Here is a 16,534-nt window from a genome sequence, read left to right on the forward strand (position 1 = left end):
ATGCAAAATTTTATTAATGAAGAGAGATGCGAGCCTAGAAAACGCTCAAGCGGAGATAGAGTCAAAGATTTTAAAGAAATTTATGAAGTTTTGAGTAAAGAAGATGCCTCTTTGCAAGCGGATCGCTGTATACAGTGTGGTGATCCTTTTTGTCATAGTAAATGTCCTTTGCATAACTACATTCCTTTTTGGCTCAAAGCGACGAGTGCCATGAAGCGTGATCTTGCGTTTAATCTCTCCAATGAGAGCAATCCGTATCCTGAGATTACAGGGCGTATTTGTCCACAAGATCGTTTATGCGAAGGGGATTGTACCCTCAATGATGGGCATGGTGCCATTACGATTGGTGCGATTGAGACCTTTATTTCCGAAGAGGGCTTTAAAAAAGGTCTTAAACCTACTTTTCCAGGTATTACGACTAAGAAAAAAGTCGCGATTATTGGTGCAGGACCTGCGGGGCTTGCCTGTGCTACCTATCTTCTCAGAGCGGGTATTGCCGTCAGTATGTATGAGAGACAAAATAGGGCTGGCGGACTTTTAACGTACGGAATTCCTGGTTTTAAGCTTGATAAAGAAGTCGTAGCCCGTCGTGTGAGATGGCTTCAAGACGCCGGTATGACGTTACATGTAAACACAAATGTCGGTAAAGACATTAGCTTTGATGAGATTGCCCATAGCCATGATGCACTCTTTTTAAGCATAGGGGCTGAAAATCCTCGTAAAGCCAATGTTGCCAATGAAAATGCACATGGTGTCTTTATGGCGATTGATTTTTTACGCTCAATTCAGAAAAAACTTTTCAATGAGAGTTACGATAAAAAATTTGAAGTCAAAGGTAAAAATGTTGTGGTCATCGGTGGTGGTGATACGGCAATGGATTGTTTACGAACGTCTATTCGTGAAGGTGCCAAAAGTGTGACTTGCCTTTATAGACGCGATAAATACAATATGCCAGGCTCTAAAAAAGAGTTTAAAAATGCGATCGAAGAGGGTGCTGAGTTTGTCTATAACGTTACGCCAAAAGAGATTTTGGTAAACTCTGATGGACAAGTGATCGGTATTGATATGAACAAAACCATCTTGGGTGCAAAAGATGCCAACTGTCGTCAATGTGTTGAAATCGTTAAAGGTGGCGAATTTAGGGTTGATGCAGATGTTATTATTTTTGCTCTTGGATTTAGCCCAGCTGTTCCGACTTTCTTAGCTGAAAATGGCATTGAAGTTTCAAAAACGGGTGTCATTATGGTCAATAGTGAATATCAAACAACGAAATCAGGCGTTTACGCAGGTGGAGATTGTAAGCGAGGTTCTGACTTGGTTGTTACGGCTGCAAAAGAGGGTAAAGAAGCTGCATTGCACATTATTAAGAAATTGCTTGGATAATACGTGAGCTTTATTGAATCCGCATTGCAAGCCAATAGAGAGCTCTTTCAGCTTTTACATGTAAAAGGGTTGGAAGAGTCTCATTATCAATCTTTTGCGATTGGTGCTGGAGGAGATTTGAGTTCAGGCATTGATCTCGTGGCAGAAAAAATTTTTATTCAACATCTTTTGCCATTTGGGACGATTGTCTCCGAGGAGAGTGGGGTGATTGAAAATCCTACCTCCTCGATTCGTATTGTACTCGACCCCATAGATGGCAGTGATAATCTGCTCTCAAATCTTCCTTATTATGGCACTTCTATTGCCTATTTTGAAAATGATAAATGCACTAAAGCGATTATTACTAATCTTGCAAATGGCGATATTTTTATCAAAGATGAAATGGGTTTGCGTCGTGGAAAATTAGAAAAAAATACCTTAAGTCCTGTTACATGTAATGCTTTTTCAAAGGTGGGAATTTTTGAGCGATCGTACTGTTCACTTAGGGTACATGACACGCTTAAAATTGCTAAAATCAAGTACCGCTCTCCAGGTGCTTTTGCCCTCTCACTAGCCTATGCACACGATGTTTCGTTTGTTTTGTATGAAGGTAAAATGCGCACGTATGATATAGAAGCGGGGCTATTTATGTGTGAGGATCTTTACACGTTTTGTGAAGGCGATATTTTCCTTGTAAGCAAAGATAAGGAAATTTTTGCTAGAATAAAAAGTTTATTTATAAGCAATTAGCTTTAAAAGAGGATAAAAACTTATGCGATTTGCAGAAATTTTCTCTAAGATCCGAAAAGCACAATCTACCCCAAGTGAAGCTCCAAGCCACTGGGTCAAGTGCAGTGCGTGCCAATCATTAATGTATTATAAAGAGATTGAACAACGTTTTAATGTTTGCCCTAAATGTGGTTTCCACATGCGTATCTCAGCAAAACAACGTATTGAACAATTATGTGACGAAGGTAGTTTTGTTGAGTTTGATACCAATTTAGTGCCAATTGATCCTCTTAAATTCGTGGATAAAAAATCATATAAAAAACGTATTGAAGAGGCGCAAGAAAAAACAGGTAATAACTCTTCTGTTGCGTGTGGCTCATGTCGTATTGATGGTGTGAATGCACAAATTGTTGTCTTTGATTTTGCCTTTATGGGTGGAAGTTTGGGTTCGGTTGAAGGTGAAAAGATTGTTCGTGCCATTAACCGCGCAATGGCTAATAAAGAAGGTTTGGTGATCGTGAGTGCCAGTGGTGGCGCACGTATGCAAGAGAGTACGTTTTCGTTACTTCAAATGTCTAAAACTTCCGCAGCTCTTGCCAAACTAGCGGATGCTAAATTACCGTATATCTCCATTCTTACCGATCCTACGATGGGAGGGGTAAGTGCATCGTTTGCTTTTTTGGGCGATATTATCATGGCAGAGCCAGGTGCTCTTGTTGGATTTGCAGGGCAGAGAGTAATTAAACAGACTATTGGAGCTGATCTTCCAGAAGGGTTCCAAAAAGCAGAATTTTTACTTGAACATGGTTTAATTGATATGATTGTTACCCGTACTGATATGAAAAAAGTGGTAGCAGATCTGTTAAAGCTTTTGGGCGAGAGTTGTAAAAATGATGCATTTGAGCTAAGACTCAAAGCATGAATGTAAAGGTTTTCACGATCGAAAAGAGTAGTGATAAAAACCTTGAAGCCATTGCCTCTGAATATATTAAAATGATTTCTCGCTTTGCAAAAGTTGAAGAGATTAAGATTTTTAACAAGCAAATTGCAGCAGCTCAGATGATTGGAGAGAAAGAAGCTAAAATTTCCTACACAAAAGCGTATGAATCCCATTTAAAAGGGTACAATGTCGCACTTGATGTAGAAGGTGAACAGCTAAGCAGTGAACAATTTAGTTCTCTCTTTGATCAAGATGTTACGATTAATTTTTTTATCGGAGGTGCTTTTGGGTTTGAGGAAGCCTTTTTAGGCAAAACTCAAAAGATTATAAGTTTAAGTAGATTAACATATGCGCACAAAATCGCGAAGGTGGTTTTATTTGAGCAGATTTATAGGGGATTATGTATAAAAAACAATCATCCCTATCATAAATAGTTGATTATAATGTAGGTTTATTTCAGGTCAATTTTTTGTAAAGGAAACAAAGGATGAGAGAGCACGAGCTAAAGCATTTCGAAGACCTTCTTAAAGAGAGAAGAGTCCAAATTAAAAAGAATATTGAAGACTCAATGCGAGAAATCAATGATCTTAAAGATACCGATGTCGGTGATGAAGCAGATCATGCTTCGGTCAGTACAGACCGTATGATCGAGCAGGCTATCAGTACACAACAAATGAAAGAGCTTAGCGAGATAGAATTTGCACTTAATAAAATCAGAAATGGCAGTTACGGCATTTGTGAAATGTGTGAAGAGGAAATTGGTTTTCAAAGACTCAAAGTTAAGCCACATGCACGTTATTGCATCGTATGCCGTGAGATTATTGAAAAATCAGCAAAAAATAAGTAGGTAGGAAGACATGGGAATCAAACGCTATTTTCTTGTAACACTAATTTATATGTTAGCTATTGGACTTTATGTCTATAGTTTTAATGGTGGCAGCACTACACTTGAGCTGTTTAGTTTCTCAATGACTCTACCGGTAGCGTTTTGGATTGTACTTCCCATTTTATTTTTGGTTATTGGTTCTATCGGGCATTTGGTATTTTATAATTTTAAAGATTTTTTGTACAAAAGAGCATTGAAAAAAGATAGTGAACTTTTTCAAGAAGCGACTAAAAATCGTATTTTGGGAGAAGAAGTTACGACTTCGTATAAAACGGAAGGTTTTAAATTTGCAGGTAAGGTTCTGCAATGTATGCGCTTTGATCCAGCTCTTCCTACAACATTCCTTGAAGAAGATGTTGCTAAGGTATGTGCCGTAGCCGTTAGTGTAGCCAATGGTAATTATGAAGACCTTAAAAAATACAGATTGGCTAAAGCAAATCCTCTTGTTATTCAAAACAGTATTAATCGTCTTAAAGTTGAGCCACGTTTTGCGCTTGAAGTATTGAAAAATTGTAAAGAGCTTGAGAATGAACTCTGCCGTCAAGCGTATGATGCGCTGATTGGTTTTGCAAGTTTTAATGAAATTAAACGATATGATTTTCCACCAGAAAAACGTACTTTCCGTCGTATGATGGAGCGTTATTTGGACGCTGATGATAGTTTTGATATGGATATTAAATCCATTGAAGACATGCTAGAGCATTTCAATGCAGATCGTGCAGATTACCTTGAACTTGCCCATGAAATCAAAATTAAACTCACTCCAGATGCGCTCATTGCGCTCTTTGAAAAACTTTATAATTCTAAAGGTGCAGTTGCAGCCGATGCATACTTGTATGTACTTTATGATCTTCAGATGATTGATAAAATTCGTGAGCTTTTACTCAATTCTGATCCTGAAGATTTTGTGAAATTTAAAACCATTTTATTCTTACGAGATCATGGCCGAAATATTGATATCGAAAAATTCTTGCGTTTATGATTCATGAGATAGACTTTAGCAAGGGTATTTTAGCCCTTGCACCCCTCGCTGGTTTTACCGATCTTCCTTTTCGCTCCGTTGTTAAAAAATTTGGTGCAGATATCACTTTCTCCGAGATGATTAGTGCCAATGCTTTGCGTTATGGTTCCGAGAAGACCTTTAAGATGATTACCAAATCACCGCTAGAGACACCTTACATCGTTCAAATTGCTGGATCTGATTTAGTGTCGATTAAAGAAGCTGTGCTAGCTCTGAATGATATTGAAGGTATTGATGGGATCGATCTCAATTGCGGCTGTCCTGTGCCCAAGATCATCTCCCAAGAGGCAGGTTCATCACTGCTCCTTAACCTTCCTCATATGCAAAAAATTATTGAGACGATCAAAACCTATTCTAACAAACGTTACACCAGCGCTAAAGTGCGTCTAGGCTTTACCACCAAGATTCCTGAAGAGATCGCACAAGCGTGCGAAAGTGCTGGGGTTGATTTTATGAGTATGCATGGCAGAACACGTGCTGGGGCTTATAAAGCAGAAGTTGACTACCAAGCCATAGCGCGAGCACGGGCATCTGTTAAAATCCCTCTGATTGCCAATGGTGACATCGTCAGCTATGAAAAAGCTTTACATGTAAAAGAGGTCACAGGATGTAATAGTTTGATGATTGGGCGAGGTGCTGTTGGAAATCCATGGATTTTTTACCAAATCAAAAATGAGCTGACACACGTGGATAAGACAAAAATTTTGGAGATTGTTCTAGAGCATTATGATGCCATGATAGATTTTTACGGCGAAAAGGGACTTGCTATTTTTCGTAAGCATCTGCATACCTACTCAAAAGGGTTTCGCGAAGCGTCTGAATTTAGAGATAAAATTAACCGCATCGAAGATGAAATACTCATGCGAGAAGCGATTGCAACCTTCTTTGCTCAATAGCCATCATCAAAGCCTTGCGCTTTGTGTTTATCCTTTTTATAACTACCTCGATATTTCTCTTTCTCCAGTAAGTTAGCCTCTTTTAAGAGACGTCTGTGTGTCTCTTCAATGTCTATTCCTTCGAGGTTAGCAATGCTATTTGAAACCAAAGTAACGTAATTTTGCAATAAGTTAGTATACGTAGAGTCTAATCTGACAGGCTCAACTTTTTGCAATGTTTTAAGCCCTTTCTCTGCACGTTTTACAAACAAAAGAAAATCAAAATTTTCATTTTTAAGCGCATTCACACAACTTCCCAAAAAGCGTTCCAACGCTCTAATGTATTTTACGCGTGCGTCTTTATCGTTAATGTTCATGGTAAGTTGATGATATTAAGATAGTGTAAGAGGTTGCTGATAAGAATAAAAAACGGTATAAAAATCAGTGATGTAAAAAAAACAAGTACGGTAACATCTAAAGGTCTGCATTCATACAATGCCGCTAAATTGACATTAGTAACAGCCAAAGGCACTACCAGTTCAATGAAAATAAGTGTGGCAACCATCGGTTCTAAATCCAGTATACCAAAGAGAATAACGCCTGCAATGAGTGGTGTGATAATGAACTTAATAAAGCTTACATGTAAAAGGAGTTTAGCGTTAATATCACGCAATTTAATATTGTAAAGGTACATGCCAAAAATGACCAGTTGAATAACCATGGTACAGTATGCACCCATCTCTAAAGGTTTTTGCATTGCTGGATGGAGTTTAATGTCAAATATATTGAGAAGCAGGGCAAGCGCTGCAAACCAGATAACAGGCAATTTCACAATATTAAATAAAGATTGTTTGATGCTAAAGTTCCCTCTGGAGTAGAAAAAAACACCGAGGGTGTAAACGATAAAGACATTGGTGATGTTGATCATACTCATATACAAAATAGAGGCATCACCAAAGAGTGCAATCCCTAAAGGAATACCTAGATTGCCTGTATTTCCAATAATAACACAGATGGTAATGATGGATTTTTCTTTAATGTCTTCTTTAAAAAAAACAAAGGCGATGATAGAACTGATGAGGACACAGATTAAAGAGATGGCTAAGTACCAAAAAGGCGCTTGCAGCAATGAAAAATCAATCGGACGACTGGAAAGTCCCCAAAATGAAAGCATAGGCTGTAAGAAGTAGATGGAAAGAAGGATCATCCCTTTTTCATTCATCTCTTCTTTGAGCATACGTTTTGCCATGAAGCCTAGCAAAATAAAGGCGTAAATAGACAAAATGGAAATAGCTATGGTCATAAGGTCTTAACGTGTCTCATCATAGGGAGTATAATCAGCAGAAGCCTTATTTTTATACGTGCTGAGCTTATTGTCTTGAATTTTGAGGTAATCATCCAAGCGTCTGCGGTTCTCTTCAAAAACTTTTTCAAAATCGTTGTCATCTTTGACTTCACCGTTTTGAAATTTTTCCAAAAGTACATTGGAATTTCCAGTCATTACAAGGTAGCGGATCGTACCGTATTCAAATAGCACCACACTGTTTTGGTTGTCAATCTGTTTTTTATGGAGAACATTGACTTCCTGTTGCGTTCCCGTTTTTGGGTTAAATAACCACGATTTACCATTGCCACCTTTGGCAGACATTGGTTTGAATGTTTGAATGCCAAGGCGTCTTTTGATCCAAAACATTAGTACAACCAAAGCGAGTAAAACGATGATGACAAGAATGTAGCGTGTATCAATAAAATCCGTTGACGACGTCGACGATGTAGGAAGCGGTGAAGTTATTGCATCTGAGCTTTGTGTGGGTCCTTGCATAATGCTACTTCGTATGCGAAGTCCAAAGCCATCAACCGTTTTAGAGGCAACAACACTGACTTTTTTATCGCTTTTAAGCACAACTTTGAGGGTATTATTTTTTTCTGGAATGATGGTGAGTTCTTGAATAATGTTAGAGTTAATGCTCTTTTCGATCATCTTATCGTAACCAAGATCGTTAATCGTAAGAGTCATAGTTGTGGCATCACTTTTTTGAGAGATACTGCCTTCATGTGGCGCATCAAACGAGAGCATAATATCGACACGGTCACTTCGCTCATAAACGTTATACGTTAACAAATTGGAAGCGCTTACCCATGACCATAATGCTAAAAGGGCAAAGAAAATTCTCATAGATTCTCTTTTTTAAAGTATTGGATGACGGTTTTGGAGTCTAGGATTTCATTGATACGGATGGCGAGGTTCTTCTCATACACCATAACCTCTCCTTTACCAAAGATTTTGTTGTTGATATAAAGTTCGACACTTTCACCGGCAGGTTTTTCAAGGTCGATGACAGAGCCTTTTTCGAGTTTTAAAAGCTTTTGAATCGTAATATTGGTCGTGCCAAGTTCCGCCACAAAATCAACACTAATGTCTAAAAGATTTTCAAATCCTGAGAGAAGTTTGCGTGCGACATACTCTTGATCGACTGCGTCCAATGCTATTCCTTTACAGATGGTTAAGCTAACAAAGCAAAAACTCTTCCAAACCTTGGTGTATACATCTTATTATAGTTTATTTTGTTTAAATTGTTTATTAAGGTATGAAATGCTTTCCAGTAGCGATCTCTATTGGCATAACTCTTGCATAACATCTTACGTTTACATGTAAAGATTTTAAAGGGCGATGATGGGAAAATTTGAAGCAAAAATAAAAGAAGATGTGATGCAAAGTATCTTCAACGATACCACCAAAATTTACGAAATGATCGAAACGCGTTTTCTCCTAGACAATGTTCATCGTGACGCGCTGATTGCGCTGTGTAATCAGTTCAACAACGACCTCTCTTTGATGCTCAAAGAGACGAAACTTGCGTAAGGTGGCGTGATGATCACTCCTTCTATTGGAACAACGGAACTTTACAAACAGTTAAGCGTACTGCTGAAAACCGATACCCCCGTCTTTTTGCACGGAAGCCCGGGCATTGGAAAGTCGTACATCGTCAATGATATTGCACAGCAAGAAGGTCTTGAAATCATGGACGTGCGCCTTAGCCAACTGGACGCGGTGGATTTACGAGGCATCCCCACGATAAAAGAGAACCAAACCGTTTGGATGCCGCCCGTTTTTTTGCCCACCGATGCTCAGAGTGAGGGGATTTTGTTTTTAGATGAGCTTAACTCCGCACCTCTTTCGGTGCAAGCGGCGATTTATCAACTGATACTCGATCGAAAGATTGGAGAGTACAGCCTTCCCAAAGGGTGGCGCATTATCTGTGCGGGCAATAAAATCAACGACAAAGGCATTGTTTTTAAACTCCCTTCGCCTTTGAGTAACCGTATGGTGCATCTGGTATTGGAAGCGAAATTTGATGACTTTAAACTCTGGGCAATGAAACATGGGGTGCATCATTTTATCATCGGTTTTTTAGCCTTTCGACCTGATCTTTTAAGTTCTGAAATCCCCTCTTACACGGAAACAAATCCTGCCTTTTGTTCGCCCAGAGCGTGGAATATGCTCTCACATATTTTAAAAAACGTCACCGATATGCACAGTATTCATCCCATTATCTACGGCACGATTGGTTATGCCGCGGGTGTTGAGTTTATCGCGTTTATCAATGTGTACAAAACCCTGCCCGATGTTGACGCCATTTTAGCGGGTGAAACGCTAGTCATTCCGAGTGAGCCCAGTGCATTGTATGCGTTGTGTGCGGCATTGATTGAGCGGTACAACGACCTTACGCAAGCGGAGCATCTTTTGGCGTACTCTAAACATCTGCCGACTGAGTTTGCGGTGATGCTCATTAAAGATTTGATTATCAAAGATGAAGCAATCGCCACATTGGAGAGTTTTGATATGTGGATGGAGCGGCATGGCGACTACATTATCTAATGCCAAAAAGTCACTTTTTGAGAAAATACGCATTCATTTTCTTTTTAACCATCCCTTTTTGTCGGTCTTAGCGCTTTCCATTCCGACGCGTTATACGAATAACGCCAAAAGCGCCTTTCAAACGGATGGTTTTTCGCTGAGCATTGATGAGGAAAAACTCTCACATTACAGTGAAGAGGAGATCATTTATCTCTACGCTCATACGCTGTTACACATCGTTCTCAAACACCCCTTACGCAGAAAAGCGCGCGAAGAGTTGGTATGGAATCAAAGTTGCGATGTGGTGATCAACCTCATTTTAAGTGAGTTCGACCACGTTGGCGTGATACCAAACGATGAGATTTTAGACACGGATTTAACGGGACTGAGTGTGGAAGAGGTGTATGAGATCCTTCACAAAGAGCAAGAAAAAAAACCAAGTTCAGAAAAAGAGGAAAGCGAAAAACAAAAATCGTTTGTCTATGATGAAACCAAACAAGACCTTGAAAGCTCCAACGAGAGTCTGCAAAGCTCCGAGGAGCAGGAGAAGCTTGATAATATCATCATTCAAGCACTCAGCATTGCCAAACAGGCAACGAAAGCCTACGACAGCTTGCGCATTGAAATCGATACACTGCTTAAGCCAAACATTAACCTCTACGATGTTCTCAAAGAGTTTTTGATTACAGCACTTTTTGAAAAGACCGTGACGTACAACCGTCCCAACCGAAAGTATTTTGAACAAGGCATTTACCTTCCAAGTACGCAAAAAAGTAAGGAGCAGTTGGAGCTTATCATCGCCATTGACAGCTCAGGAAGTGTGAGTTTGGAGGAGTACAAAACCTTTTTAGGCATCGTCAAAGAGGTGTGTGAATCGTTTTACGAATACAGCGTGACGCTGCTGCCATTTGATTTACATGTAAAAGAGGAGCTCATTGTCAGTTTCGATAGTTTTAATCCGATCAATTCTGAAAATCTCTTCATTCCCAAAAGCGACGGAGGGACGAATTTTAATGCCGTTTTGGATTTTATCGACACAAAATATGCCATCAGAAGTGAGCAGTTGTTGATGGTATTAAGCGATGGTGAGTTTGACATTGGGCGTTCATTAGTCTGCGAGACGCTCTTTGTTTTGAGTCAAAAAAAGAATTGTGCAAAGTTTGAGCGGTATGGAAGAGTTATCCAATTTAACCTATAAAGAGGAGGTCGATGCCCTCAAGGATGCGCCCAATTTTGAAGCGTTGGGCGATGCGCGCTACATTCATCATAAAGACGTCGAAGCGAGGCTGTATTGGGCATTTTGCAGACCCAGTGGTTCGCATCCTGATCAGATCAGCGATGCGGAACCGCTGGTTTCCATTATGGCGTTTAACCATTCACGCTTAGGTGCATTGGAGCGATTTGAGCGTTTACATCCTGATGTTATAAAGGATGAGTTACTTCGTGTTAAAATAAAGAATCGAACACGCATGCTCTTTCGCGCTCTCGTCGATCATGACTTTAGCGAACTCAATGCAGTTTTAGAACTCGTGCCTATCTTTTTACATGTAGCGATTGATCAGCTTAAAAACGGACGAAAATGGAATGACATCGAGGCGAATTTAGTTGAAGCATCTCGGTTCATCCGCACCGCCGAAAGCTTATTGGATGAGGTGGCTTGGGAGGCGCTTTTTCTTAAGCTCAAAGTGATTGAAGAGAGTTCGGTGGATGATCTTAAAGCGTATTTACAGTACGCGATTGCTTATAAAGAAAAAATTGATATACGGTTATTAGCGTACATTCATGATGAAACGTTAACGTGGATTGCGCAGAGTTCTTTGCATTTGTTGCAGAAAAAAGCGATGGAAAAATTGGCATTAGCGTTGATATAAAGGAAAGTAGTCATGGAAGAGGAAGAAGAATTTGATCTGAAGCATTTTGAAACGTTTTTAGGTGAATCCAGCAGCGAAGGCGGGCATTGGGATAAGATCAAGAAGCGTACGGCGACGCTTTTTCAAGTGCTTATTGATGGGGATTTGAAAGAGTTGGTGTTTGTGCTGAAGCATTACCCACAGTACACGGAATTGGTGTGTGAGCATTTTCGCTATTTGTACAATTATTCGGAGCAGAGTGCGGACATCTTTGCAGCTTCTAAGCTTTTGTACATGAGTGAAGCGTACCATCAAAAGCAGTTTGTGCGAAACCTTTTGCGCAAGCTTGAAAAGATCGAAACGTATGAGCTTTCGCAGGTCAAAACGTTTCTGCTTTTTTTGGTGGAGCATCAAGAGTGTTTGCATCCGATCATCATCAGTTACTACAAAGCGGAGATTGTGGCGTATTTGAAATGTGGAAATTACCATCTTTTACAGCAAAAAATCATCGAAAAAGAGCTTTTGAAGTTACATGTAAAAAGCGATTTTGACTTTGGTGCGAAAGATAGAGACGCTTCGTTAGACATTCCTTACATGGTTTAGGCTACAATCAGCACGGCATGACATTTGCATAGAGCCTACTAAATGTAAAGGAGTGATGATGTTTAAAACGACACCCTATCAGGTCATTTTCTACGAGAAAACAGGCTGTAGTGGTAATGCACGCCAAAAAGCGCTTCTTACAGAATACGGGGTCACGTTTGATGTGAGAAGCCTTTTAGACACATCATGGGACGTGCCAACATTGAACTCATTTTTTCAAGGGCTCACTCCTAAGGAGATGCTCAACCCTTTTGCTCCACAACTGAAAGATGGCAGTTTTAAACTTGAAGATTACACCAAAGAGAGTCTTATTGAAAAAATGGTGCAAGAGCCCATTTTGATTCGTCGACCACTCTTGCAAATAGGTGATGTCAAGCTCTGCGGTTTCGATATTCCACGGCTTAATTTACTTTTACATGTAAAGATGCCCACACCCCAAAATATCAACGCCTGTTTAAGCAGTGACGCATGCAACAATGCTTAGAATATATCTGCAGAGAGTTTGAAAAAGTTAAAGACTATTTGCATGCACCAACCCCTGCTAAAGAGCTCATCATCAATAACCTTTTTACCAATTTTATGCACTGTTTTTCGGAGTACCCATTTGAGAAAAAACGGTATCCCAAAGAGTTTTTGGAGAGTGCCAATCTTTATAATGCGGGTGATGTGGTGATGCTCAAACGTTTTGAAGATATTGGAATGCGTTATTTGCTTTTGAGTGATTTTTACGATTATGTAAAAATCACTCATTTATATCAAAAAGTCTAATCTTCTTTTAAACTTGCAAGTTTGGCACAGAGTTTTTGCGTGACTCTTTTGGTCGTAGCTTCATCACGGTCAAGTCCATAAACACTCAGAGGAAAATTGAGAGGTTTTTGGATGCGCCAGATGCACTCATGCTCTTCGGTTGGAAGTATCTCCGCAGGATTACCTACAGCGACCCAACCAATAGGAACCATACTGCCAGGTTTGATATGTGATTTGATGTGAACCACTGCGCCAATGCGAATTTCACTGCGCGCGCCGACATGAGACGCATGTAAAACAGAGGCGCTGGTCGCCACAAAAACTTCCTCTTCTAAAACGCAGCCAACAACATGGGCATGGGGGCCGATCAGACAGTTGTTTGCGATGGTTAAAGGATGATTGTCGAGACTTCTAAGCACGGCGTTTTCCATAATAACACACTCTTCACCAATAGTAATTGACCCACCTTCTGCGATGATTTGCGCTCCAAACATAATGCGAACATTCGCACCGATGGTGACATTGCCATAGACCATGGCGTTAGGCGCTATATACGCGGTAGGGTCGATGCGTGGGGATACGCCTTGATGACTTGAAATCATATAATTTCCTTTTGATAGCACAGATACGTGTGGGTGAGATAAAATAAACATGAAATTATACTGCTAAGCGAGGCAAATAAAGCTATAAAAAAAATAAATTTTTAGAGTGAAACGATATGAAAATAGTTCAAAAGATAGCTAATAAACATAAGATACGGGATGAAAATAAACGAGGTAAAAAAGACCAAAGAAGCGACATCAACAGGATTACACCCATAAATGGCTGCGACATTAATGTTGTTGAGTGCTAAAGGCATGATGAGCTGAACCAGTAAAATAGCTGCAACTAAGGGCTCGAGTGGAAGAAGGTAAAAGAGGATCCAAGCACTCAGCAAGGGTGCAAAAATGAACTTCACAAGGTTTACATGTAAAAGCAGTTTATAATTGAGCGTCTTGATCTTGACATTGCACAGATACATACCAAAAACGATGAGTTGAAGCACGATCATACAGTACGCACCCATCTCCAGTGACTTAAAAATTGTCGGTGGAATCTGAACGTGAGCAAAATTGAGCGCTAGGGCAATAAAAGACGCCCAGATGACAGGCAGTTTGACGATGTTGAGCAGGGATGCTTTAAGGTTGGACGTGCCACCAGAGTAAAAGAAAACGCCTAAAGTGTAGGTCATAAAGGTATTGGCAACGCTGATCATACTGGTGTAAATGATAGACTCCTCACCAAAGAGTGCAATGCCCAAAGGAATGCCAAGGTTGCCCGTATTACCAAGCGCTACGGCGATACTCATGATCGCTTTTTCTTTATTATCTGTGAAAAAAAGTCGTGCAAAAATGTACCCAAGTGCGATCGTCACACAGGAAATCAACACATAATAAAAAGGAACTTGCAGTAAAGAAAGCGTAATGGGTCTGGTAGAAAGCCCCCAAAAAGAAAAAATTGGGTGCAGAAAATAGACGGTAATAATGCTCATGCCGCGCTCTTGTATCTGCTCTTTAAAGATTTTTTTCGCGATAAATCCAAAGAGGATAAAAACATAAATCGATAAGATCGCAACAACGATATTCATAGCAAAGACTCTTTACATGTAACGATTTTTAAAAAGGTATTGTAACGAAAATATGAGCCAAAAGATTTACTCTTTCGTGCTACAATGAAATCAGAAGTTTATAACGCATGGGCTTTCTGCCGAAGAAAACGCTGCGTTAGCGAAGTTAAAAAATGAAAAGAAGAGACCATGAAAGAATTTATAGCCAACATTCAAACCGCCATCATCGGAACACTGGACGCCAAAGGAGACCCCTTTAGTTCATACGCCCCTTACGTGTATGACAACAACCGTTTTTACGTCTACATCTCCGACATCGCCACCCACGCCAAGAACATTCAAGCAAACCCCAAAGCATCGCTTTTTTTCGTGGAAGACGAGAGCAAAACCGAAAATTTATTTGCCAGAAAACGTGTGAGTTTGCAATGCGATAGCACCAAAATCGTCCGTTGGACAGAGCGTTTTGAAGCAGTGATGGGTTTGTTTGCACAAAAATTTGATGCCAAAATGGTCAAAACCCTCAAAAAAATGACCGACTTTAATCTGTACGAACTCAAAGTCAATTACGGCGAAGCAACCTTTGGATTTGGCAAAGCCTATTTTGTTGGTGGGGAAAACATGGACGAATTGGTAGCGCGAACCGGCGATAATCCGCATCATGGGGTGAAGTGAAAGGGTTTACATGTAAAGGGGAAAGTTAAAAGTTTAGCCCTCATTTTCTTCCGATTCTTTTTCTTTATTGATTTGGAATTCAGCTAAATAAATTGAATGTATTTCAGGGGTATCTTCTAAGAATCTTATATCTGCTTCAATTTGTCCTCGTTTGCCTTTTATCTTATTATGTCGATTTTGAATAATGCTTATCAAGTCATTATGGAGATTACTGTTAAAAGTATCATAGTTCCTAATAATTTTTGTATCGTCAAGTTTTTTAATCCAGTATGATAAAGATTTAAAATGTTTTATTTGTGCAGAGAAATTTCGGCTATTTTGGAATAATAGATATTCTTGACTTATCATGGTATGTAAATCGTTTTTAGAGACTTTACGGAAAGAGTTTAATGTTCTTCTTGCATTATTTGAAGTTAAATATTCTTTATTTGTAAGTAAAAGTATTTTGTTAAACGATATTTTGTTTTTGTTGTGTAAAGTCATAATTTTTAATAACCTGAAAAATAAACGTATAAAAGCAAGACTTTTTTCTATTTTTTCTTTAATAGAAGTATGATCGTTCATAAAATAACCTTATGATAATGAAACTATATATTTTGTAGTGTAACAAATATATTCTTAATATGTAAAGTAATTTTTTAGCCATATTGTAACGCAAAAATAAGGAGTTTATCCCTTGCAAAACAAGGGCTACTTTAAATGATTTTTTTCTTCTAAAAACCTAAAAAAGTGATCTGTCTTCATTTTGTTAGCGTGAAATAACCGCAGTCTTAAAAAAGATGTTGATTTTGCTTTAATACACTAAAAAGCGATTTGATCGTGTTGTCGTAGATTGCTTTATCTTTCAGTGCTTTTGTCGATAAAATGGCTCCTTCGACCACACTGAGTATAAAGAGTGATAAATTGTATGGTGAGGAGCATTCTAATTCATGGTGCTCAATGGCTTTTACAAGAATTTTTTCGATAGTTTCTCTGAGGCGTTCGTATCGTTCTTTCAATAACAGCTCAAAATCGGGATCAATGTTGGACATCTCTTGTATGAGGTTGGCTAACGGACAGCCTCTTTCGCAAATAATAGGATATGACGTCAGTAACATGGTTTGAAAATGCTCTAAGTAGGAAGAGGGGTATTTTAAAATATCTTCGTATTTTGTACCAAATATCTCCTTTGACTTTTCTCTTATACACGCTAAAACCATCTCTTTTTTATTTTCAAAGAAATGATACATTGAGCCTTTATTCAATCCCGCTTTTTTTAATATTTTTAGGACGGAAGCGCCTTGATAGCCATTGGTATATACTTCTTCAAACGTAATTTCTAATAATAATGTTCTAGTATCTTTTTCTTTCGCCATTGCTTTCCTTTAAAAGAATTATAGCAGAA

Annotated in this window: 23 protein-coding genes; 15 read left to right on the plus strand and 8 right to left on the minus strand. The window is 39.1% G+C overall.

Annotation, left to right across the window (positions count from 1 at the left end; genetic code table 11):
* Genes Sdiek1_RS03160 through Sdiek1_RS03190 form a run of 7 tightly spaced genes read left to right on the plus strand, consistent with a single transcriptional unit; the run spans window position 1 to window position 5,834 of the window.
* Window positions 1-1,383 (plus strand): glutamate synthase subunit beta, encoded by a 1,383-nt coding sequence (locus Sdiek1_RS03160; RefSeq protein WP_087437855.1) that lies wholly within the window; start codon window positions 1-3, stop codon window positions 1,381-1,383.
* A 3-nt stretch (window positions 1,384-1,386) separates the two neighbouring features.
* Window positions 1,387-2,112, plus strand: a complete 726-nt coding sequence (locus Sdiek1_RS03165) for an inositol monophosphatase family protein (protein ID WP_087437856.1) — start codon at window positions 1,387-1,389, stop codon at window positions 2,110-2,112.
* 22 nt (window positions 2,113-2,134) lie between these two features.
* Entirely contained in the window at window positions 2,135-3,013 is an 879-nt protein-coding gene (accD, locus tag Sdiek1_RS03170; RefSeq protein WP_087437857.1) for an acetyl-CoA carboxylase, carboxyltransferase subunit beta, read from the plus strand.
* Complete coding sequence (locus Sdiek1_RS03175; protein WP_087437858.1) at window positions 3,010-3,465, plus strand: 23S rRNA (pseudouridine(1915)-N(3))-methyltransferase RlmH; 456 nt, start codon at window positions 3,010-3,012, stop codon at window positions 3,463-3,465. Before accD ends, Sdiek1_RS03175 begins: the two co-directional genes overlap by 4 nt.
* A gap of 53 nt (window positions 3,466-3,518) precedes the next feature.
* Entirely contained in the window at window positions 3,519-3,878 is a 360-nt protein-coding gene (gene dksA / locus Sdiek1_RS03180; protein ID WP_087437859.1) for an RNA polymerase-binding protein DksA, read from the plus strand.
* Between the two features lie 10 nt (window positions 3,879-3,888).
* On the plus strand, window positions 3,889-4,899 hold the full coding sequence (locus Sdiek1_RS03185; RefSeq protein ID WP_087437860.1) for a fatty-acid--CoA ligase: 1,011 nt from the start codon (window positions 3,889-3,891) through the stop codon (window positions 4,897-4,899).
* Entirely contained in the window at window positions 4,896-5,834 is a 939-nt protein-coding gene (locus Sdiek1_RS03190; RefSeq protein ID WP_087437861.1) for a tRNA dihydrouridine synthase, read from the plus strand. The genes Sdiek1_RS03185 and Sdiek1_RS03190 overlap by 4 nt, the downstream gene beginning before the upstream one ends.
* Here Sdiek1_RS03190 and Sdiek1_RS03195 read toward each other — a convergent pair.
* From Sdiek1_RS03195 to fliN, 4 genes are read right to left on the minus strand one after another with little or no spacing between them, the layout of a single operon-like run.
* Complete coding sequence (locus Sdiek1_RS03195; protein WP_087437862.1) at window positions 5,828-6,190, minus strand: hypothetical protein; 363 nt, start codon at window positions 6,188-6,190, stop codon at window positions 5,828-5,830. The genes Sdiek1_RS03190 and Sdiek1_RS03195 overlap by 7 nt on opposite strands.
* Window positions 6,187-7,116, minus strand: coding sequence for an AEC family transporter (locus tag Sdiek1_RS03200; RefSeq protein WP_087437863.1), 930 nt, complete (start codon window positions 7,114-7,116; stop codon window positions 6,187-6,189). Before Sdiek1_RS03200 ends, Sdiek1_RS03195 begins: the two co-directional genes overlap by 4 nt.
* Window positions 7,117-7,122: 6 nt before the next feature.
* Entirely contained in the window at window positions 7,123-7,989 is an 867-nt protein-coding gene (locus Sdiek1_RS03205; RefSeq protein WP_087437864.1) for a hypothetical protein, read from the minus strand.
* Window positions 7,986-8,297 carry a flagellar motor switch protein FliN gene (gene fliN, locus Sdiek1_RS03210; RefSeq protein WP_087437865.1) on the minus strand — a complete coding sequence of 104 codons (312 nt, stop codon included), beginning with the start codon at window positions 8,295-8,297 and terminating at the stop codon, window positions 7,986-7,988. The genes Sdiek1_RS03205 and fliN overlap by 4 nt, the downstream gene beginning before the upstream one ends.
* A gap of 190 nt (window positions 8,298-8,487) precedes the next feature.
* Between fliN and Sdiek1_RS03215 the strand changes: the two genes are divergently transcribed.
* Genes Sdiek1_RS03215 through Sdiek1_RS03245 form a run of 7 tightly spaced genes read left to right on the plus strand, consistent with a single transcriptional unit; the run spans window position 8,488 to window position 12,893 of the window.
* Window positions 8,488-8,676, plus strand: coding sequence for a hypothetical protein (locus Sdiek1_RS03215; protein ID WP_087437866.1), 189 nt, complete (start codon window positions 8,488-8,490; stop codon window positions 8,674-8,676).
* Between the two features lie 9 nt (window positions 8,677-8,685).
* The gene (locus Sdiek1_RS03220) at window positions 8,686-9,693 is read left to right on the plus strand and encodes an ATP-binding protein (protein WP_087437867.1); all 1,008 of its coding nucleotides are present in this window, start codon (window positions 8,686-8,688) and stop codon (window positions 9,691-9,693) included.
* The gene (locus tag Sdiek1_RS03225) at window positions 9,674-10,870 is read left to right on the plus strand and encodes a vWA domain-containing protein (protein WP_161491975.1); all 1,197 of its coding nucleotides are present in this window, start codon (window positions 9,674-9,676) and stop codon (window positions 10,868-10,870) included. The genes Sdiek1_RS03220 and Sdiek1_RS03225 overlap by 20 nt, the downstream gene beginning before the upstream one ends.
* On the plus strand, window positions 10,842-11,543 hold the full coding sequence (locus Sdiek1_RS03230) for a hypothetical protein (RefSeq protein WP_087437869.1): 702 nt from the start codon (window positions 10,842-10,844) through the stop codon (window positions 11,541-11,543). The genes Sdiek1_RS03225 and Sdiek1_RS03230 overlap by 29 nt, the downstream gene beginning before the upstream one ends.
* 12 nt (window positions 11,544-11,555) lie before the next feature.
* Complete coding sequence (locus Sdiek1_RS03235; RefSeq protein ID WP_087437870.1) at window positions 11,556-12,125, plus strand: hypothetical protein; 570 nt, start codon at window positions 11,556-11,558, stop codon at window positions 12,123-12,125.
* A gap of 58 nt (window positions 12,126-12,183) precedes the next feature.
* On the plus strand, window positions 12,184-12,609 hold the full coding sequence (locus tag Sdiek1_RS03240) for an ArsC/Spx/MgsR family protein (protein WP_192866768.1): 426 nt from the start codon (window positions 12,184-12,186) through the stop codon (window positions 12,607-12,609).
* A complete protein-coding gene (locus tag Sdiek1_RS03245; protein ID WP_087437872.1) occupies window positions 12,594-12,893 on the plus strand; it encodes a hypothetical protein in 300 nt (99 codons plus the stop codon). Before Sdiek1_RS03240 ends, Sdiek1_RS03245 begins: the two co-directional genes overlap by 16 nt.
* Here Sdiek1_RS03245 and Sdiek1_RS03250 read toward each other — a convergent pair.
* Both Sdiek1_RS03250 and Sdiek1_RS03255 read right to left on the minus strand, forming a co-directional pair.
* Window positions 12,890-13,474 carry a gamma carbonic anhydrase family protein gene (locus tag Sdiek1_RS03250; protein ID WP_087437873.1) on the minus strand — a complete coding sequence of 195 codons (585 nt, stop codon included), beginning with the start codon at window positions 13,472-13,474 and terminating at the stop codon, window positions 12,890-12,892. The genes Sdiek1_RS03245 and Sdiek1_RS03250 overlap by 4 nt on opposite strands.
* 101 nt (window positions 13,475-13,575) lie before the next feature.
* Window positions 13,576-14,499 (minus strand): AEC family transporter, encoded by a 924-nt coding sequence (locus tag Sdiek1_RS03255; protein WP_087437874.1) that lies wholly within the window; start codon window positions 14,497-14,499, stop codon window positions 13,576-13,578.
* A gap of 168 nt (window positions 14,500-14,667) precedes the next feature.
* Between Sdiek1_RS03255 and Sdiek1_RS03260 the strand changes: the two genes are divergently transcribed.
* Window positions 14,668-15,150, plus strand: a complete 483-nt coding sequence (locus Sdiek1_RS03260; protein WP_087437875.1) for a HugZ family pyridoxamine 5'-phosphate oxidase — start codon at window positions 14,668-14,670, stop codon at window positions 15,148-15,150.
* Window positions 15,151-15,183: 33 nt separating this feature from the next.
* On the opposite strand, the gene Sdiek1_RS03265 is transcribed toward Sdiek1_RS03260, so the two are convergent.
* Together Sdiek1_RS03265 and Sdiek1_RS03270 are read right to left on the minus strand one after the other, a co-directional pair.
* A complete protein-coding gene (locus tag Sdiek1_RS03265; protein ID WP_087437876.1) occupies window positions 15,184-15,714 on the minus strand; it encodes a hypothetical protein in 531 nt (176 codons plus the stop codon).
* A gap of 206 nt (window positions 15,715-15,920) precedes the next feature.
* Window positions 15,921-16,505, minus strand: coding sequence for a TetR/AcrR family transcriptional regulator (locus tag Sdiek1_RS03270; protein WP_087437877.1), 585 nt, complete (start codon window positions 16,503-16,505; stop codon window positions 15,921-15,923).
* Window positions 16,506-16,534: the final 29 nt, after the last annotated feature.

It is taken from the genome of Sulfurospirillum diekertiae (genome assembly GCF_002162315.1).
Taxonomy (GTDB): Bacteria; Campylobacterota; Campylobacteria; order Campylobacterales; family Sulfurospirillaceae; genus Sulfurospirillum.